Raw genomic sequence first — 15,748 nt, forward strand, 5'->3', positions numbered from 1 at the left:
CGTTCGCGACGACCGTCGGGACAACGACCGCCGTGACGACCGTGGTGGCCGTTCCTTCGAGCGTCGTGACAACGACCGTGGCGGCTTCCGCCGCGACGACCGCCCCTCCGGCGGTCACCGGGGCAGCGACCGCCCGTTCAACCGCGACCGCCGCGACGACCGCCCGTCCAGCGGCCACCGTCCCTACGGCCGCCGTGACGACCGCGCCGGTTCCGGCTCCGGTTCGTCCTTCGGCCGCCGCGACGACAAGCCGCGCTGGAAGCGCAACGGCTGAAAGTGAGCGCTGATCGCTGATCGGCTCCGCTGCACCGAAGCGGGCCCACTCCTCGGAGTGGGCCCGCTTTGTCGTGCTCACGCTGCTAGGCTCCGGGGGCCCGTGCATCGGGCAATCACTTCTGTTCCGAGGGGCCCCACACCCTCCGAAGTTCTGGAGACGCGCCGTGCCGCGGTGCCGCGCGCTCGTTTCGGGGAGGGCCCATGAAGGGCGTAGAGAAGAGACCGGCGCGTACGCGCGCGCTCGCGGCCGGTGCCGTGGTCGCCATGGCCGGTACGTTGCTGCTGCCCGCCGGGGCTCCGGCCGCCGCCGACGACGGGCCCGCCGAGTCGGTGATCGCCGCGCAGCCCCGCTTCCTGCCGCGGTCCGAGGTGCTGTACACCGCGGGCGAGACCGGGTACCTCCACATGCAGGAAGGCACCAGCGGCGTTCAGTGGAGCGACGGCGCCTCCGACGCCGCCCGGGCGGTGGCCAACGGCACGCTCAACACCGGGCTCGGGGCGATCCGGGCCGCCTCGCCCTCCCGCGCGGTGACCGTCACCGACCTCGGCAGCGGGGACAAGACCTCGTTCACCGTGCCGACCGGGCAGAGCTGGTACAACACGTACAACGAGTCCGTCCTGATGACCGTGGTGAACGACACGGTCAAGGGCGTCACGACCGCGGTGCACCTGATCGCGGTGGACGGCACCGACCAGGCGACCCCGCTGCCCGCGGGGCTGACCATCACCGGTCTGGCCGCCCAGGACCGGCACGGCGCGGTGCTGCGGTTCCACGCCGCCGACGGCACGCACTTCTACGCCGTCGACTACTCCTCCGGCGCCGTCACCGAGGTCTTCGCCTCGCTCGCCCGGAGCGAACTGCCCACCACCTTCGCCCTGTCGAAGGACACGGTGCTCGGCTACCAGCCCTCCGGACTCACCGCGTTCACCACCGAGCGCGGCCGCGCCGACGCCCCGGTCACCCGCACCACGGTGCCGGGTCCGACGGGCTCCACCTCCACGCCGAACGCGTCGATGGCGCTCGCCGGCGACCGCATCCTGGTCTCCCACCGCGAGGCGCAGCCCACCTATTCGCAGGGCCAGAAGCTGTACGCCGTCACGATCGGCGGCGGCGCCAGCGAACTGCTCGCACACACCGGGGAGCGGTTCGCCACGGCCCCCGACGGCAGCGTCCTCGCTGTCGGCGGCAGCGGCGCCGGGGACTGGGCGGTGCGCCGGTACGCCCCGGACGGCGGCTCCTCCGTGGTCCGCGAGGTGCCACCGGTGACGGCCGACATCAACGGTCTGTCCGTCGCCGCGGGCCGGCTGTCGGTGGCGTCCCTGAACGAGGGGAACTCGGAACTCGGCCTGTACACCTACAACCTGGACGCGTCCGGCAAGCCGGGTGAGCGCACGCTGAGCCACATCATCGGCAGCTACTACGCGAACTGCGCGACGGGTTCGAAGTGCGTGGCGCTGTACGGCACGGGCAACGGCCAGACCGGGTACTCCACGGGCAGCTCGGTCCACCTCCCGATCGACCGGGGCAGCTTCGGCCTGGTCAGCCTGCCCGGGGTCACGGACGCCCGGATCGACGACATCTCCGGCCGCTACGTCCTGCTGGAGTCGGCCGCCAAGAAGAAGCAGTACATCGCCGACGCCGAGGAGAACTCGGACGACGAGATCATCCACACCCGCACCACCTCCGCGGCCGCCCTGTGGGGCACCAAGCAGTGGAAGCCCGCGACGACGACCGGCAGCGTCAACGCCTACGACCTCAAGACGAAGAAGACGTCCGCCGACGTGAAGCTCGGCTCGGGCTGTGTGCCCAAGGAGCTTCAGGCCGTGGGCCGTTGGCTCTACTGGAACTGCGGCCCCACCGGCAAGGCCGGCGTGTGGGACCTGACGGCGAACAAGAACATCTCCGTCCCCTCGGGCGGCGAGGCACTGCTCGGCGACGGCTTCCTGGTCCGCCACGACCGCGGCGGCGACGGCAAGCTGCTCCTCACCGACTTCCACGGCGGCGCGGGCACGTCGGTCAGCACCCGCGACTTCGCCGGCCTGCCCGCCGGGAACCTGCCGACGCAGCGCCACATCACCTGGGACGTCGACCGGTACACGGGCACCGTCGTCTACGCGGACGACACGCAGCGCATCCACATCCGGCCGACCGGCGTGCCGCGCACCCCGGTCGCGGCGATCGAGTCGACCACCGACGACTTCATCAACCTGGGCTGGACGGGCGAGGCCGAGCAGAACATCTGGCACGGCGCGTTCCAGCTCAGCCGCCCCGCCGCCCACTGGAAGCTGACCTTCAAGGACGTGCACGGGCACACCGCCCGCACCGTCACCACGGGCCGGGACCAGGGCGCGCACCTGGCCCTGACCTGGGACGGCAAGCGCGACGACGGCTCGGTCGTGGACGGCGGCCGCTACACCTGGGCCCTCGCCGCGGACGCCGGTGACGGCTACCGCACGGTGCAGTCGGGCACCACTGAGGTCGGGGGCGCGAAGACCACGTACCGCGACTACGACGGCAACGGTTTCGGCGAGCTGTACGCCTTCAGTTCCAAGGGCACCCTGCACGCCGACGAGTTCCACGGCGGCGAGGGCATGTGGTCGTCCTCCAGCTCCGGCTGGCCGACCGGCAACCGCTTCTTCCCCTTCGGCGACCTGAGCGGCGACCGCTGCAACGACGTCCTGGTGCGCACCTCCTCCGGCACGCTCTACCGCTACGACGGCGCCTGCTCCGGCGCGGTCACCACGAAGAGCCCGCACGTCTCGCTCGGCACGGGCTGGACCGCGTACGACTACCTGACGTGGGCCGGCGACCTGACCCGCGACGGCCGTCCCGACCTGCTCGCCCGCAAGAAGTCCACCGGTGACATGTATGTCTTCGCGGGTACCTCCGCCGGGAAGCTGGCCGCGGGCAAGAAGATCCGCTCGGCCTGGAAGACGTACAACCAGATCCTGGGCGCCGGCGACCTGAACGGCGACGGCGTCGGCGACGTCCTCGCGCGCCGCACGGACGGCACGCTGTACCGCTACGAGGGCGCGGGCGACGGCACCCTCAAGGACCGCAAGACGGTCTTCACCCAGTGGGGCTCCTCGTACCGCAAGGTCATCGGCGTCGGCGATCTCAACTACGACGGGAAGAACGACCTGCTGGTGTACGACACGTCGGGCCGTGTGTGGCGGAATCTGGGCGACGGCAAGGGCTCGTTCTCGTCCCGCTCACAGGTCTGGGACGGCTACACGAACTACGCGGGCGGCCTGTCCTGACCTCTCACTTCTGACCTTGATCAGGAGCATGTCGCGCCCCCGGCGAGGGAATCGCTGGGGGCATGACAAGAGAATCAGGCGACGAGGCTGACGTGAAACCGTCCCCGACACAGCCCGGCTCCGACGAGGAACGTCTCGCTCAGCTCGGGTACACGCAGGTCCTGGCCCGCCGGATGTCCGCGTTCTCGAACTACGCGGTCTCCTTCACGATCATCTCGGTGCTCTCCGGCTGCCTGACGATGTACCTGTTCGGGATGAACACCGGCGGCCCGGTGCTGATCACCTGGGGCTGGGTCGGGGTCGGCCTGATGACCCTCTTCGTCGGGCTCGCGATGGCCGAGATCTGCTCGGCGTACCCGACGTCGGCGGGCCTGTACTTCTGGGCGCACCGGCTGGCGCCGGAGAAGAGCGCCGCCGCGTGGGCCTGGTTCACCGGCTGGTTCAACGTGCTCGGGCAGGTCGCCGTGACCGCCGGCATCGACTTCGGCGCGGCGTCCTTCCTGGGCGCTTACCTGAACCTCCAGTTCGGCTTCGAGGTGACGCCGGGCCGCACCATCCTGCTGTTCGCCGCGATCCTGGTCCTGCACGGCCTGCTCAACACCTTCGGCGTCCGCATCGTCGCCTTCCTGAACTCCGTCAGCGTGTGGTGGCACGTGGTCGGGGTCGCGGTGATCGTGGGCGCCCTGGCCTTCGCGCCGGACCACCACCAGTCGGCCTCGTTCGTCTTCGGCGAGTTCGTGAACAACACGGGCTGGGGCAGTGGCGCGTACGTCGTGCTGATCGGGCTGCTCATGGCCCAGTACACCTTCACCGGCTACGACGCCTCCGCCCACATGACCGAGGAGACGCACGACGCGTCCACGGCGGGCCCGAAGGGCATCGTCCAGTCGATCTGGACGTCCTGGATCGCCGGATTCGTCCTGCTTCTCGGCTTCACCTTCGCGATCCAGTCGTACAACGGCGCACTCAAATCGCCGACGGGCGCGCCCCCGGCGCAGATCCTGCTCGACGCGCTGGGCGCGACGGTGGGCAAGCTGCTGCTGCTCGTCGTCATCGGGGCGCAGCTGTTCTGCGGGATGGCGTCCGTCACCGCCAACTCCCGCATGATCTACGCCTTCTCGCGCGACGGCGCCCTCCCGTTCTCCCGCGTCTGGCACACGGTCAGCCCGCGGACCCGGACACCGGTCGCGGCGGTCTGGCTGGCGGCGGCGGGCGCGCTCGTCCTCGGCCTGCCGTACCTGATCAACGTCACGGCGTACACGGCGGTGACCTCGATCGCCGTCATCGGCCTCTACATCGCGTACGTCATCCCGACGCTGCTGAGGCTGCGCAAGGGCGACGCGTTCGAACGCGGCCCGTGGCACCTGGGCCGCTGGTCCGGCGCCGTGGGGGTGGTGGCGGTGACCTGGGTGGCCGTGATCACCGTCCTCTTCATGCTCCCGCAGGTCTCCCCGGTGACCTGGGAGACCTTCAATTACGCGCCGATCGCCGTGCTCGTCGTGCTCGGCTTCGCGGGCGTGTGGTGGCTGGCCTCGGCCCGCCACTGGTTCCTCCGCCGCTCCTGACCCGCTCCGGAACACCGATACCCGATCGGTGTTCCGGGCCCGGCGGGCTATGCTCGGGGGTGCGTCGGCCCGCGTCGGCGCGTGGACCCTTAGCTCAATTGGCAGAGCAGTGGACTTTTAATCCATTGGTTGTGGGTTCGAGTCCCACAGGGTCTACGAGTGTGCGGGGAGGGTGACACCCCCTCTGACCTGCTCATGAACGCCCGGGTCGACTTCGGTCGGCCCGGGCGTTTCTGTTCCGGCGGGCGGGCGGGCGGGCGGGGGAGGGGCACCGGGACCGGCTCCGGCAAGGACACCACGAACTGACCCCCGCACCGGGCCGCCCGGAACCGGACCTCAGTCCGCGCTCCCCGTCGGCAGCTCCAGCCGCAACGCGAACCCCCCGTCCGGCGTCGGCCCCGACGTGACGCTGCCGCCCAGGAGTTCGGCGCGCTGACCGAGCCCGACGAGGCCGTGGTGGGCGCCGGGGAGCCGGAGGGCCGGGCGGGTGGGCGTGGTGTTCGTGACGGTGACGCGGAGCCGGGGGCCCTGGCGCTGGATGCGGACGGTGGCGGTCGCGCCGGGTGCGTGTTTGCGTACGTTGGTGAGGGCTTCCTGGACCGTGCGGTAGACGGCGCGCTGGAGTCTCGGCGGGAGTTCGCCGGGGAGGTTGGTGACCAGCTCCGTCTCGATCCCGCTGGCCCCGATCAGCTGGTGGAGGTCGGCGAGGGAGGGCTGCGGGGTGAGTTCGGTCGGGCGGCTGCCGGAGGCGCGCAGCACGCCGATCATGTGCCGCAGCTCGTCCAGGGTCTGGACGCTGAGCCGCCGGATCGTGGCACCGGCGGCCCGGGCGTCGGCGTCCCGGCTGCCCACCTGGAGCGCTCCGGCCTGCACCGCGATCAGGCTGACCTGGTGCGAGACGACGTCGTGCATCTCGCGGGCCAGCTGGGCGCGCTCCTTGGCCAGCACCGCCTGGGCGGTGAGCAGTTGCTGGTGCTCGCGGGCCTCGGTGATCTCGGCGAGGCGCAGCGACAGCTCCCGGTGGGCCTGCACGAGCTGTCCGAGGAAGACCGGGGCGGCGGCCGTGGCGAGGGTGTACGTGAGGGTGACGAGGGCGTGGGTCCGGCCGAGTTCGCCGGTCTCCAGGGTCGACCACGGCCAGGGCATGAAGTCGCTGACCGCGAACGCGAGGGCGCAGCACACCAGCAGGCTGCGGTGCCGGGCGAGCGAGGAGAGCGTGTAGAGCGCGGCCAGGGTGGCGAAGACCGCGTCGGTGAGCAGGGCGGTGGGCAGGGTCAGCGTGAAGGCGAGGAGCGGCCGGTGCCGGCGCAGGGTGAGCGCGGCCACCGCGAGCAGCGCGGCGGCGACGGCGCTCCGGTCCTCACCGTCGACATTGACCCACACGTCCCCCAGGGCGACGGCCACCAGCGCGATGTCGGAGGGTTTCACCGGTCGTCCCGGCCCCGGTCGGGCCAGAGCACCCCCGCGCGCTCGGCGAGCAGCGCCGCCTGCACCCGGGTGCCGACCCCCAGCTTCTCCAGCAGGGCGCTGACGTGCCCTTTGACCGTGCCGACGCTCAGGTGCAGCCGGGTGCCGATGTCCGCGTTCGGGAGCCCCTCGGCCATGAGGACCAGGACGTCCCGCTCGCGTCCGGTCAGCCGCCCGACGAGCTCGGCGGCGGCCGGCTCGCGGCCGCCCTGGTCCAGGAAGCCGTTCACCACGGTGCGCGTCACCCGCGAGGACAGCACGGTCCCGCCGTCGGCCAGCGTGCGGATCAGATACGGCAGTTGCTCCGGATCCGTGTCCTTGAGCAGGAACCCGGCGGCGCCCGAGCGCAGCGCGGCATCGACGTACTCGTCCGCGTCGAACGTGGTGAGCATGGCCACCACCGGGGGACTCTCCAGCCGGAGCAGCTCGTCCAGCACGGTCAGCCCGTCCACGTCGGGCATCCGGATGTCCAGCAGCACGACGTCCGGCTCCAGATCCCGCGCCGACGGAAGGGCTTGGCCTCCGGAGACCGCCGCCACCACCTCGACGCCCTCGGTCGCGTCGAGGATGTGCGTGAAACCCGTACGGACGAGTGCCTCGTCGTCGACCAACAGAACCCGGATCATGCGCGCTCCACTCGCCGTGGGCCGTCCCCCGATGCGTACCAGATGCGCGGGCGGCCGTCTGCGGTGTCCGTGGGTACGGGGACCGGTGGACGGCACGGATCCGGCCGGTCGGCGGGGGCGGCTCCGGCCGGTCGGCGGGTGGGGCGCGGCGGGTCGGCGCGCGAACCCTGGGAGGCATGACAGACGAAGGCTCTCCGGTCCCGCCGCGTGCGGCGTTGCGCGAGGCGGCGGCGGTCCCCTCTCCTCTCTCCTCCGCCGCCGCCTCTCCCCCGACCTCGCAAGGGCGCCTGATCGGCGTCGATCTGGCCCGTGGTCTCGCCGTGTTCGGCATGTACGCCGTCCACGTCGGGCCGGAGCCCTCGGTGGGCGGGCCCGTGGGCTTCCTGATGGAGGCGGCGCGCGGGCGCTCGGCCACGCTGTTCGGCGTACTCGCCGGGTTCTCGCTGGTCATCATCATGGGCCGGCCCCGCCCGCGCAGGGGGCGGGCCGGCCGGCGGGCGGCGGCCCGGACCGTGCTCCGCTCCGTGCTGCTGATCGCCCTCGGCTACGCCCTGACGGCGCTGGACACCGACATCGACGTGATCCTGAGCTTCTACGGCCTGCTCTTCCTGCTGCTCCTGCCGCTGTACCGGTTACGGGCGAGGACACTCGCGCTGCTCGCCGCGGCCGGAGCACTGCTCATGCCGCAGATCCTCTACGCGGTACGGGTGGCCCTCGACGAGGGATCGTGGGGAGACGCGCTCGTCTCCTGGGACCCGCTGGCCCGGATCACCGGCACCGACGGCTTCGTGGAGCTGCTGTTCACCGGCGAGTACCCGGTCCTGACCTGGGCGCCGTTCCTGCTCGCGGGCATGGCGGTCGCCCGCCTCGATCTGAGCCGCCCGCGGATCCGGTCCCGGCTCGCCCTGACGGGCGCGGGCCTCGCGGTCCTCGGCTACGGCGGGTCCTGGCTCGCCCTGCGGCTGGTCCCCGGCGCCACGGGCCTCATCGCCTCGGCCACGGACGGCGGTTCGGCCTCCTCGGCCTGGTGGTCCGACACGGTGGGCGATCCCTACGGTGCGGCGAGCACCCCGCTCAGCTGGCTCCTCGTGGCAGCGCCGCACAGCCAGAGCACGTTCTCCCTCTTCGGCAGCACCGGTGTCGCGCTCGTGGTCCTGGCCGTCTGCCTGGCCGTCGCCGACCGGATGCCGCGCCTCACCCGGGCCGCGGCGCCCGTCGCCGCGGTCGGCTCGATGGCGCTGACCGTCTACGCCCTGCACGTCGTCGCGCTCTGGCTGCTGACCGACGTGCTGTACGTGCCCGCGGCCGACAGCGACACGTTGGCGGCGCTCCCGATGCTGCTGGCGTTCATCGCGGGCGCGCTGCTGCTCGCCGTCCTGTGGAGCGCCCGTTTCCGGCGCGGCCCCCTGGAGTACCTGCTGCACGTGGCCACGCTCCCCGCGCGCCGCGTGCGGTGACCTCCCCTGACACACGTGTTCGCTGCCGGCACCGTTGCCGGCAGCGAACACGCGAGCGTTCTCAGGATGAAGCGGCGGAACCTAGCCGTTCACGCAGGCGTTGCCGAACGCCGGGTTGAGCAGGCCGATCACGTTGGCCGAGTTGCCGCAGACGTTGACCGGAACGTCGATCGGAACCTGGACGACGTTCCCGGACAGCACGCCGGGGCTGTTCGCGGCGAACCCGGCGGCGGTGGCCCCGTCGGGACCGTCCTGCGCGGAGGCGACGGCAGCGGAACCCAGAACCGCGGTCCCGGCCAGGACCGTGGCGGCTGCGAATGCGCGAAGACGCATCGTTTCTCCCTAAAAGGTGAGGGGAATATGACGCGTCAATCACACCGCCGCGGAGCCCGCGGAACGGCGAATTGAGCCGTCGGCGGGCGTGTCCCGCCGACGGTCAGTGCCCCCGGTGCGGTGCCGGGTCCACCCGCACCCAGCCGCGCGAGGGCCGGGCCGGCCGGGCCGGCGAGGGCCCCGGCACCGCCCTTCCGTGGGCCTGCCACAGCCGCACCACGGTTTCGTAGATCGGAGTGTCCGACGGAGTGTTCGACGGAGGATTCGACATGTTTGTCGGATCGTTTCTCTGCATCTCCATGGTCTGCTCAACGAAGTGCGGCGGCGGGAAGAACGGACCGTTATCCCGGTGCAATGAAAATGACCGGAATCGGCGTCAGTCCTTCTGGAGGAACCGGGCCAGGTGCGGGCCGAGCCGGCGCTTCAGCGACCGCAGCGGTCCGGCGCCGCTGACCGCCCGGTCCAGCCGGTAGTAGAGCCGGGGCGGGACGTGCGGCAGCAGCGGGGAGTGGCGCTGCCCGAGCAGGGCGAACATCTGGTCCGGAGGCAGCTGCACGTAGCGCGGCAGGTTCTCGTACCAGGCCGCGCTGTGCCGGGCCGCGCTCTGCAGCGGCAGCAGCGCGTGCCGCCGGGCCCGCTCGTAGCGGCCGAGGGCGTCGGCGAGCGGGGCGTCCCCGCGCAGGGAATCGGCCAGCGCCATCGCGTCCTGCATCGCCAGGGTGGTCCCGGCGCCGATCGAGTAGTGCGTGGTGTGGGCGGCGTCGCCCAGCAGAACCAGATTGCCGCGCGACCAGGTCCGGTTGGTGACCGTGCCGAACCGCTGCCACTGCGCGGGTCCGTCCACGTCGGTGCGGCCGATCAGGGGGTGCCCGCGCAGCGGCTCGGCGAAGAGGTCCCCGAGCAGCTTCAGGGCGACGTCCCGCTCCAGCGCGTCGAGACCGAGGCCGCTCCAGGTGGCGGGCGAGCACTCGACGATGAAGGTGCTGTGCTCGCCGTCGAAGCCGTACGCGTAGGACCAGATCCAGCCGTGGTCGCTCTCCACGAAGGCGAAGGTGAAGGACCGGAACACCTGGGTCGTGCCGAGCCAGACGAACCGGTTGTGCCCCGGCACGATCCGCGTGCCGAAGTGCTCCGCGTGCTCGTCGCGCAGCGCGCTGCGGGCGCCGTCCCCGGCCACGATCAGGTCGCCGTCCAGGTCGGGGTCGCCGGGCGCGACCGTCCGGTCGTGGGACAGCTCGACGCCCAGCGCGGTCGCCCGGTCGCCCAGGATCTCCAGGAGCCTGCGGCGGCCGATCGCGAAGCCCGTGTCGCCGTGGTGGACCGTGGTGCGGCCGCCGACGTGCGCCACGCCGTCGGTCCACCGCACCGAGTGCTCCTCGATGGCGCGCGCGGACTCCGGGTCGTGCGACGTCAGGGTGCCGAGCATGTCCGGCCAGTAGGTGACGCCCCAGCCGTACGTCGCCCCCGCGGGGTTGCGCTCGAGGACGGTGACGTGGCGTCGCCGGTCCTGGAGTTTCAGGAGGATGGACAGATACAGCGACGCGGGCCCGCCGCCGGCGCAGACCACCTTCATTACGTACTCCTCCGCTGCGGGGGGTGACACGGACACCCGGGAAACGACGGGACGCCCGTCTGGTTCCTGATCGGGTGCCGGGCGCCCGTTCGGTCCTCCCCGCCTGCGCGCGGGTCCGGCGGCGAGCACTGTGGGAAGGGGCGACGGAAAGGCGTGCGCAAGGATGGTTCTCACTCGGTGGGCGGTCCCGCTCGCGGCGGCGGCCCTCGCCTGGCTCCCCGTGACGGCGTCCCCCGCGACGGCGGACACCCCGGACGGCCCGGCGCTGCTGACGGCGGCTCAGTGCCGGGCGCGGGGCGGTGTTCCCGCCTTCCGCGTCTTCGGCGGCGGCGACGCCTACCGGTGCGTCAGGCGGGTGACGGGAGCCGGTCCTTCCGCGGGCGGCACGGACACCGGGTTCGCCTACGTCCGGCGCCCGCGCTTCGACCTGGACTATCTGGCCCCCGCCGAGTGCCAGGCGGGCGGTGGTGTCCTGCGCTGGGAGGACGGCGGCGACGCGGGCGGCGGAGCGCAGATGTGCCGGGGCGGCCTGTACGACGGGAAGACCGTGGCATCCGCCGTTTGAGGGACGACGGCCGCCGGGTGCCTGCCCTTTTCAGGAGGTATCCGCGCAAAAGCCGTTACTGCCGAGGGGGCGCGGCCGTTGGACAGGCCGACGGCTGCGACCACGCGGCCGCACTGCCAAGCAAAAGGAGAACGTGATGTCTCGCATCGCGAAGGCAGCCGCTGTCGCCCTCGGCACGGGTGCCGTGGTGATGAGCGGCGCCGGCCTGGCCATGGCCGACGCGGGCGCCCAGGGCGCTGCCACCAACTCGCCGGGCGTCCTGTCGGGCAACCTGCTCCAGGTCCCCGTCCACGTTCCGGTCAACGCCTGCGGCAACACCGTGGACGTCATCGGTCTGCTGAACCCGGCGTTCGGCAACACCTGCGTGAACAGCGACGGTGGCGACGGCGGCTACGGCGGCTGACGCTCAGCAGCGTACGCGCACTGACGAGGGCCCCCGGCACACGGTGCCGGGGGCCCTCGTGCGTCCCGCGACGGTCACACGTACCGGTACAGGCTCTTGTGTTCGAGCATGTCGCGGATCGGCGTGTTCCAGGGCGTCATGCTGTCGCCCGCGATCAGGACCCGGTTGCGCTGCCCGTCGCCGAGGCCGGGGCGCTCGGTGGGCAGATAGGGCGTCGCGTCGGGGTGCTGCTCGCGCCACCGCGACCAGCACAGGTCGACGAAGGCGTGGTGCAGCCAGAACACCGGGTCGTTCACCGAAGCGGCGCCCAGCATGTGGCCGCTCACCCAGCGGTGCACCCGGTTGTGGTTGTACCAGGTGCGGTCCCCGAGCCGACTGGGCCAGCCCTCCAGCGCGTTGCGGAACCCGCTGGACGCCGTGGAGTTCCACGGATGCGCGTCGTACGCGGACTCCCGCATCGCCGACGCCAGCTCGGCCCTGCTCGGCAGCTCGACGGGGGCCTGCGGCCGCCCGAAGTCCCGCATCAGGAAGTCGCCGTCGGTCACGGCCACGGTGACGGTCCAGTGGCCGTGCGCCCGCGCGAACGGACCCGTCGTCACCCGCCGGTCGCCGCCGCGGCCGTTGCCGCCCAGGAAGTCCTCGGCCCACAGCGAGGCGGCCGGCGTACGGTCCGCCGTCCAGTCCCAGTACGGGACCGTGACCCCCGCGTCGACCTTCTGCAGGGCCCGTTCGAACTCCAGCAGGAACTTGCGGTGCCAGGGGAAGAACGACGGGGTCATGTGCGCGACGCGCAGACCGCCGTCACCGTCCCCCTGGTAGTACTCGATGTGCGTCCGCACGAACTCGTCGTAGCGGCCGCTCTTCTTGACCGCCAGCACGGCGTCCACGAAGCGCCGCTTCTGCGCCTTGGTGAGCGTGTTCTGGTTCTGCCGGGTGTGGACCATCGGCCCTCACACCTCCCCGGTGTGGTCGCGGAGCGCCTGGCCGCCGAGCTCGGCCACGGCCCCCCTCGCCGCGGCGAGGGGGGTGGCGTACGAGTCGTAGTGGTCGACCATGCTCAGGTACGAGCCGTCGGCCCGCCGCATGAGGTGCAGGGGACGGCCGTCCACCATGACCTGCCAGTCGCCGCCCGCCCCGGCGGCCCGGCTCCCCGTGATCCGCCGCCCCCGGTACATCTCGTCGAAGGCCCCGGCGCCCTCGGCCGCCCCGGTCAGGGGGCCGGAGCGCTGCGGCCGGGGACGCATCCGCAGGACGGCGGCGGCGGTGGAGAGGGCGCCCAGAAGGACCAGGCCCGCGCTGCGCCGGGTCAGCAGCGCTCTCGCGCCCGGCGGCCGGTCCGTGGGCAGGGGAAGTCGGGATGTCACGGCCATGTCCTCCTGGAGGTCTGGGGGCCGGGGGACCGGCCCCTCGGGGATCAGCCCAGCGCCAGGTCCGCCCCCGGCCGGGCCTGTACGTCGGGGGTGCCGAGCGCGGCCTGCGGGGCCGACACCTCGGGCAGTCCGAGGCGGTCGGGCCGGGGGCCGCTCAGCGGCGGGTTCACGGAGGCGCCCGGCGTCAGGGTTCGCACGGGCGTGCCCTCGGTGCTCAGCCCGACCCGGTCGGTCCGCTCGGTGGGCAGCAGCTGGGGCACCGCCGTGCCGACCTCGGTGGCGGGCAGTTCGGTGCTCATCGGCAGCCGCGGCAGGGCGTTCTGCGGAAGGACGTGGTCCTGCGAGTACCGGGGTCCCTCGGGAGCCCCGGGGACCGGGACGGGAGCCTCGGTGCTCAGCTCCGGCAGGTCCGTGTGCAGCGCGCTCTCCACGCCACCGAGGGGAACCTCGATGGGCACGTTCGCCGACGCGACGGCGGGCGTGGCCCCGGCCGCGGCGGCGAGGCAGCCGGCCAGCACAGCGATCGTTCCTCGTACCTTGATGCTCATTTCGGATGCTGTCTCTTTCCATTCGGGATTGATGACGCATCAGGGGTAACGAAGCTTCTTGCGTATCAGTGCAGAATTCCCCCGGCGGGACCAATCCGCAGATAGTGCACCTCCCGGACCGCCGATCTGCTGGACAATCGATCTGTCGGCGCGGCGGAGAAGATCGAGGTCTTCCAAGGTGAAAATTCTGCTGATCGATGAATGCGCGTGGGGCATCAAGGCGTTGGAGGCGGCCCTGGTGCCGCTGGACGTCCCGACCGCCGGTGCCTCCTCCAACGACGCGGCGCTGAAGGCGCTGATACGGGGCGGCGTGGGCCTGGTCGTCCTGACGCTGGGGCTGCCCGGCGCGGACCGGCTCGAGGTCGTCCGGTACATGCGGCGGATCGGCCCGATGCGCTGCATCCCGGTCATCACGGTGTCCGAGCGCCGGTATCTGCCCGGATTCGTGCCCGAGGCGGCCCAGTTGGAGGTCGCGGACGTGCTGACGGCGCCGCTTGACCCGCAGGCGCTGCGGTTCAAGGCCCGTTATCTGCTCACGGTTCATGGTCGATGCGGAACCGATCACCCGTCATGTTCCTGACTGCGTCGCCGGATCAGCTGGTCCAGAAGTCCCACCACCGGGTCAGGATCAGCATTCCGACGGTGCCGAGGTGCAGCACGGGCGCCACCCAGGCGAAGTCGGCGAGGAGGCCGCGCAGGGCGGGCGGCGCGGGCAGGGCGCCGGTGGACACGTTGCGCGCGGTCACGCGCCAGAACAGCACGATCGTTGCCACCCAGGCCAGACAGCACCACAGGCACAGCGAGTTGATGCGGTAGAGCGACTGGAACTGCAGCCAGGTCACGAAGCCGACGCCGAAGGCGCAGCCGGCGTGGAGGCCCAGCCAGTACCAGCGCGGGAAGCGCGCGCGGGCCAGCAGACCGGCCCCGGTGCAGACCACCGCCGCGTAGGCGGCGAGCCCGAGCATCGGGTTGGGGAACCCGAACACGGCCGCCTGGGCGCTCTTCATGATGTTCCCGCACGAGACCACCGGGTTCAGGCTGCATCCCGGCGTGAAGTTCGGGTCCTCGAGCAGCTTGAACTTGTCGAGGGTGATGACCCACGAGGCGAGCAGCCCGGCGGCCCCGGTGAGGACCAGCAGGACGCCGAGAGCGGTGTCCCGGGGGCCCGGCGGCGCGGGGGTCGTGTTGTCCGGGCCGCTCCGCGCCCGCGGAACGGCGGACGCCTTCTGGTGGGTGGTGCTCACGCGACCCTCCTGATGGCTACGAGCAGGGCTTATTACACAGAGTTACGAAAAGTCACGCTCGGCGCGACAAGCGCGAACGGCGGCATTAGCGTCGTTGGTGTCCCGAAGGAACACAGATTGGACTTCCCCCATGAAGCAGATCGTCCGGCGGACCTCCGTGGCCGCCCTGATCGCTGCCGCCGCCCTCGTGCCCCTCGCGGGTGCCGCCCAGGCCGCCACGCCGCAGGCGCCGGCCCGCTCGGTGGCCGCCGCCCACCCGTGCGGTGACGAGTGGGAATGCCACCACCACTGGCACCACCACGGTCTCGACCTCGGTCTCGGCCTGGGCCTGGGCCTCGGCTGACCGAGCCACCGGGAAGCAGTGCGCCGCGGTGCGGCGGGGCGGGCCGTCGACACGGCCGGCCACCGCGGCACCGCGGACGCATGTGTGCGGTGCTATCCGCGGATCTTGCGGATGGGCAGGATGCAGTGGGCGGCCGCCGTCAGGGTCTCCTCGGCGCCCGCGAACTTCTCCAGTTCGCCCTCGGCGACCGGCTGTCCGGGGGGAGCGGCGGGCCAGGGGCGGGTGGTGAAGATGAAGTACGCGCTGCCCCGCGCGTCGGCGGCCTCCAGCCACTCGGGGGGCACCTGGCACTGGGCGTTCAGCATCGGCATCGTGACGACGGCCTGGCCCGCCTCGACGAGCAGCGAGACCGGGAAGCTGGGATGCCGGGAACCGTCGTGGACCGTGGTGCCCACGGTCAGCCCGTTGTTGAGCAGAAGCGCGCGCACAGCCGCCTCCGAGCCCTCGGGGCCCGCCGGGGAATCACCCATGGAGTAGGCGAGGAGGAAAGGCATGTCGTCTTCCTCACCGACGTGTTCCCCACTCCAGGCGATGACAGCGAGTGTCCCCAGATCCGCTGCCCGAAACGTGGTGTCAATACTCGACGTTGAAGTCACCGAGGAAGCCTAGCGAGACCGCGGCCGTCGTTCTCGGCGCTGTCACTCCATTGGTGGAACGCGGTGCACTCGAATTGATGTCGGAGAACGCCGAAGGCTGGTCCGGGAACATCCGAGTTCC

At 71.9% G+C, this 15,748-nt stretch carries 16 protein-coding genes, 1 tRNA gene and 1 pseudogene; 9 read left to right on the top strand and 9 right to left on the bottom strand.

From position 1 onward, the window contains the following. From ABT127_RS16405 to ABT127_RS16420, 4 genes and pseudogenes are all read left to right on the top strand, one after another. Window positions 1–274: pseudogene (locus ABT127_RS16405) on the top strand (DEAD/DEAH box helicase); the annotation flags it as partial. A 203-nt stretch (window positions 275–477) separates the two neighbouring features. Next, entirely contained in the window at window positions 478–3,537 is a 3,060-nt protein-coding gene (locus tag ABT127_RS16410; protein WP_351449727.1) for an FG-GAP-like repeat-containing protein, read from the top strand. Window positions 3,538–3,599: 62 nt separating this feature from the next. Beyond that, a complete protein-coding gene (locus ABT127_RS16415; protein WP_351449729.1) occupies window positions 3,600–5,102 on the top strand; it encodes an amino acid permease in 1,503 nt (500 codons plus the stop codon). An 83-nt stretch (window positions 5,103–5,185) separates the two neighbouring features. Further along, window positions 5,186–5,258, top strand: a tRNA-Lys gene (locus tag ABT127_RS16420). Between the two features lie 180 nt (window positions 5,259–5,438). Here ABT127_RS16420 and ABT127_RS16425 read toward each other — a convergent pair. Together ABT127_RS16425 and ABT127_RS16430 are read right to left on the bottom strand one after the other, a co-directional pair. Then, entirely contained in the window at window positions 5,439–6,530 is a 1,092-nt protein-coding gene (locus ABT127_RS16425) for a sensor histidine kinase (protein ID WP_351449732.1), read from the bottom strand. Further along, window positions 6,527–7,195 (bottom strand): response regulator, encoded by a 669-nt coding sequence (locus ABT127_RS16430; RefSeq protein ID WP_351449735.1) that lies wholly within the window; start codon window positions 7,193–7,195, stop codon window positions 6,527–6,529. Before ABT127_RS16430 ends, ABT127_RS16425 begins: the two co-directional genes overlap by 4 nt. Before the next feature lie 176 nt (window positions 7,196–7,371). On the opposite strand from ABT127_RS16430, the gene ABT127_RS16435 reads away from it, so the two are divergent. Further along, window positions 7,372–8,652, top strand: a complete 1,281-nt coding sequence (locus ABT127_RS16435) for a DUF418 domain-containing protein (RefSeq protein WP_351449737.1) — start codon at window positions 7,372–7,374, stop codon at window positions 8,650–8,652. An 81-nt stretch (window positions 8,653–8,733) separates the two neighbouring features. Here the strand turns inward: ABT127_RS16435 and ABT127_RS16440 are convergent, their stop codons facing one another. Beyond that, window positions 8,734–8,985 carry a chaplin gene (locus tag ABT127_RS16440; RefSeq protein ID WP_111667573.1) on the bottom strand — a complete coding sequence of 84 codons (252 nt, stop codon included), beginning with the start codon at window positions 8,983–8,985 and terminating at the stop codon, window positions 8,734–8,736. A gap of 376 nt (window positions 8,986–9,361) precedes the next feature. Continuing rightward, on the bottom strand, window positions 9,362–10,558 hold the full coding sequence (locus tag ABT127_RS16445) for an FAD-dependent monooxygenase (RefSeq protein ID WP_351449741.1): 1,197 nt from the start codon (window positions 10,556–10,558) through the stop codon (window positions 9,362–9,364). A gap of 163 nt (window positions 10,559–10,721) precedes the next feature. On the opposite strand from ABT127_RS16445, the gene ABT127_RS16450 reads away from it, so the two are divergent. Both ABT127_RS16450 and ABT127_RS16455 read left to right on the top strand, forming a co-directional pair. Further along, entirely contained in the window at window positions 10,722–11,123 is a 402-nt protein-coding gene (locus ABT127_RS16450) for a hypothetical protein (protein WP_351449744.1), read from the top strand. A 136-nt stretch (window positions 11,124–11,259) separates the two neighbouring features. Beyond that, window positions 11,260–11,526 carry a chaplin gene (locus ABT127_RS16455; protein ID WP_351449746.1) on the top strand — a complete coding sequence of 89 codons (267 nt, stop codon included), beginning with the start codon at window positions 11,260–11,262 and terminating at the stop codon, window positions 11,524–11,526. A 74-nt stretch (window positions 11,527–11,600) separates the two neighbouring features. Here ABT127_RS16455 and ABT127_RS16460 read toward each other — a convergent pair whose 3' ends face one another. The 3 genes from ABT127_RS16460 to ABT127_RS16470 are packed head-to-tail and all read right to left on the bottom strand — an operon-like array spanning window position 11,601 to window position 13,444. Further along, window positions 11,601–12,470, bottom strand: a complete 870-nt coding sequence (locus tag ABT127_RS16460; protein ID WP_351449749.1) for a tyrosinase family protein — start codon at window positions 12,468–12,470, stop codon at window positions 11,601–11,603. Window positions 12,471–12,476: 6 nt separating this feature from the next. After that, the gene (locus ABT127_RS16465) at window positions 12,477–12,890 is read right to left on the bottom strand and encodes a tyrosinase family oxidase copper chaperone (RefSeq protein ID WP_351449752.1); all 414 of its coding nucleotides are present in this window, start codon (window positions 12,888–12,890) and stop codon (window positions 12,477–12,479) included. A gap of 50 nt (window positions 12,891–12,940) precedes the next feature. Beyond that, complete coding sequence (locus ABT127_RS16470) at window positions 12,941–13,444, bottom strand: hypothetical protein (protein WP_351449755.1); 504 nt, start codon at window positions 13,442–13,444, stop codon at window positions 12,941–12,943. A gap of 178 nt (window positions 13,445–13,622) precedes the next feature. On the opposite strand from ABT127_RS16470, the gene ABT127_RS16475 reads away from it, so the two are divergent. Then, window positions 13,623–14,024: a DNA-binding transcriptional response regulator gene (locus tag ABT127_RS16475; RefSeq protein WP_351449758.1), complete on the top strand. Its 402-nt coding sequence runs from the start codon at window positions 13,623–13,625 to the stop codon at window positions 14,022–14,024. A gap of 13 nt (window positions 14,025–14,037) precedes the next feature. On the opposite strand, the gene ABT127_RS16480 is transcribed toward ABT127_RS16475, so the two are convergent. Further along, entirely contained in the window at window positions 14,038–14,688 is a 651-nt protein-coding gene (locus ABT127_RS16480) for a vitamin K epoxide reductase family protein (protein WP_502971711.1), read from the bottom strand. Between the two features lie 130 nt (window positions 14,689–14,818). Here ABT127_RS16480 and ABT127_RS16485 point away from each other — a divergent pair, with 130 nt between their 5' ends. Then, a complete protein-coding gene (locus tag ABT127_RS16485) occupies window positions 14,819–15,031 on the top strand; it encodes a hypothetical protein (RefSeq protein WP_351449763.1) in 213 nt (70 codons plus the stop codon). Window positions 15,032–15,123: 92 nt separating this feature from the next. On the opposite strand, the gene ABT127_RS16490 is transcribed toward ABT127_RS16485, so the two are convergent. Beyond that, on the bottom strand, window positions 15,124–15,627 hold the full coding sequence (locus ABT127_RS16490; RefSeq protein ID WP_351449765.1) for a DUF5949 family protein: 504 nt from the start codon (window positions 15,625–15,627) through the stop codon (window positions 15,124–15,126). Between the last annotated feature and the right edge of the window lie 121 nt (window positions 15,628–15,748).

The sequence above is a fragment of the Streptomyces sp. NPDC001904 genome (genome assembly GCF_040297005.1).
Taxonomy (GTDB): Bacteria; Actinomycetota; Actinomycetes; order Streptomycetales; family Streptomycetaceae; genus Streptomyces.

Bases quoted from the DNA above. Each gene is read 5' to 3' on its own strand.
- ABT127_RS16485 (WP_351449763.1), top strand. From the start codon at position 14,819: ATGAAGCAGATCGTCCGGCGGACCTCCGTGGCCGCCCTGATCGCTGCC.
- ABT127_RS16450 (WP_351449744.1), top strand. From the start codon at position 10,722: ATGGTTCTCACTCGGTGGGCGGTCCCGCTCGCGGCGGCGGCCCTCGCC.
- ABT127_RS16445 (WP_351449741.1), bottom strand. From the start codon at position 10,558: ATGAAGGTGGTCTGCGCCGGCGGCGGGCCCGCGTCGCTGTATCTGTCC.
- ABT127_RS16440 (WP_111667573.1), bottom strand. From the start codon at position 8,985: ATGCGTCTTCGCGCATTCGCAGCCGCCACGGTCCTGGCCGGGACCGCG.
- ABT127_RS16415 (WP_351449729.1), top strand. From the start codon at position 3,600: ATGACAAGAGAATCAGGCGACGAGGCTGACGTGAAACCGTCCCCGACA.
- ABT127_RS16410 (WP_351449727.1), top strand. From the start codon at position 478: ATGAAGGGCGTAGAGAAGAGACCGGCGCGTACGCGCGCGCTCGCGGCC.
- ABT127_RS16460 (WP_351449749.1), bottom strand. From the start codon at position 12,470: ATGGTCCACACCCGGCAGAACCAGAACACGCTCACCAAGGCGCAGAAG.
- ABT127_RS16435 (WP_351449737.1), top strand. From the start codon at position 7,372: ATGACAGACGAAGGCTCTCCGGTCCCGCCGCGTGCGGCGTTGCGCGAG.
- ABT127_RS16430 (WP_351449735.1), bottom strand. From the start codon at position 7,195: ATGATCCGGGTTCTGTTGGTCGACGACGAGGCACTCGTCCGTACGGGT.
- ABT127_RS16455 (WP_351449746.1), top strand. From the start codon at position 11,260: ATGTCTCGCATCGCGAAGGCAGCCGCTGTCGCCCTCGGCACGGGTGCC.
- ABT127_RS16470 (WP_351449755.1), bottom strand. From the start codon at position 13,444: ATGAGCATCAAGGTACGAGGAACGATCGCTGTGCTGGCCGGCTGCCTC.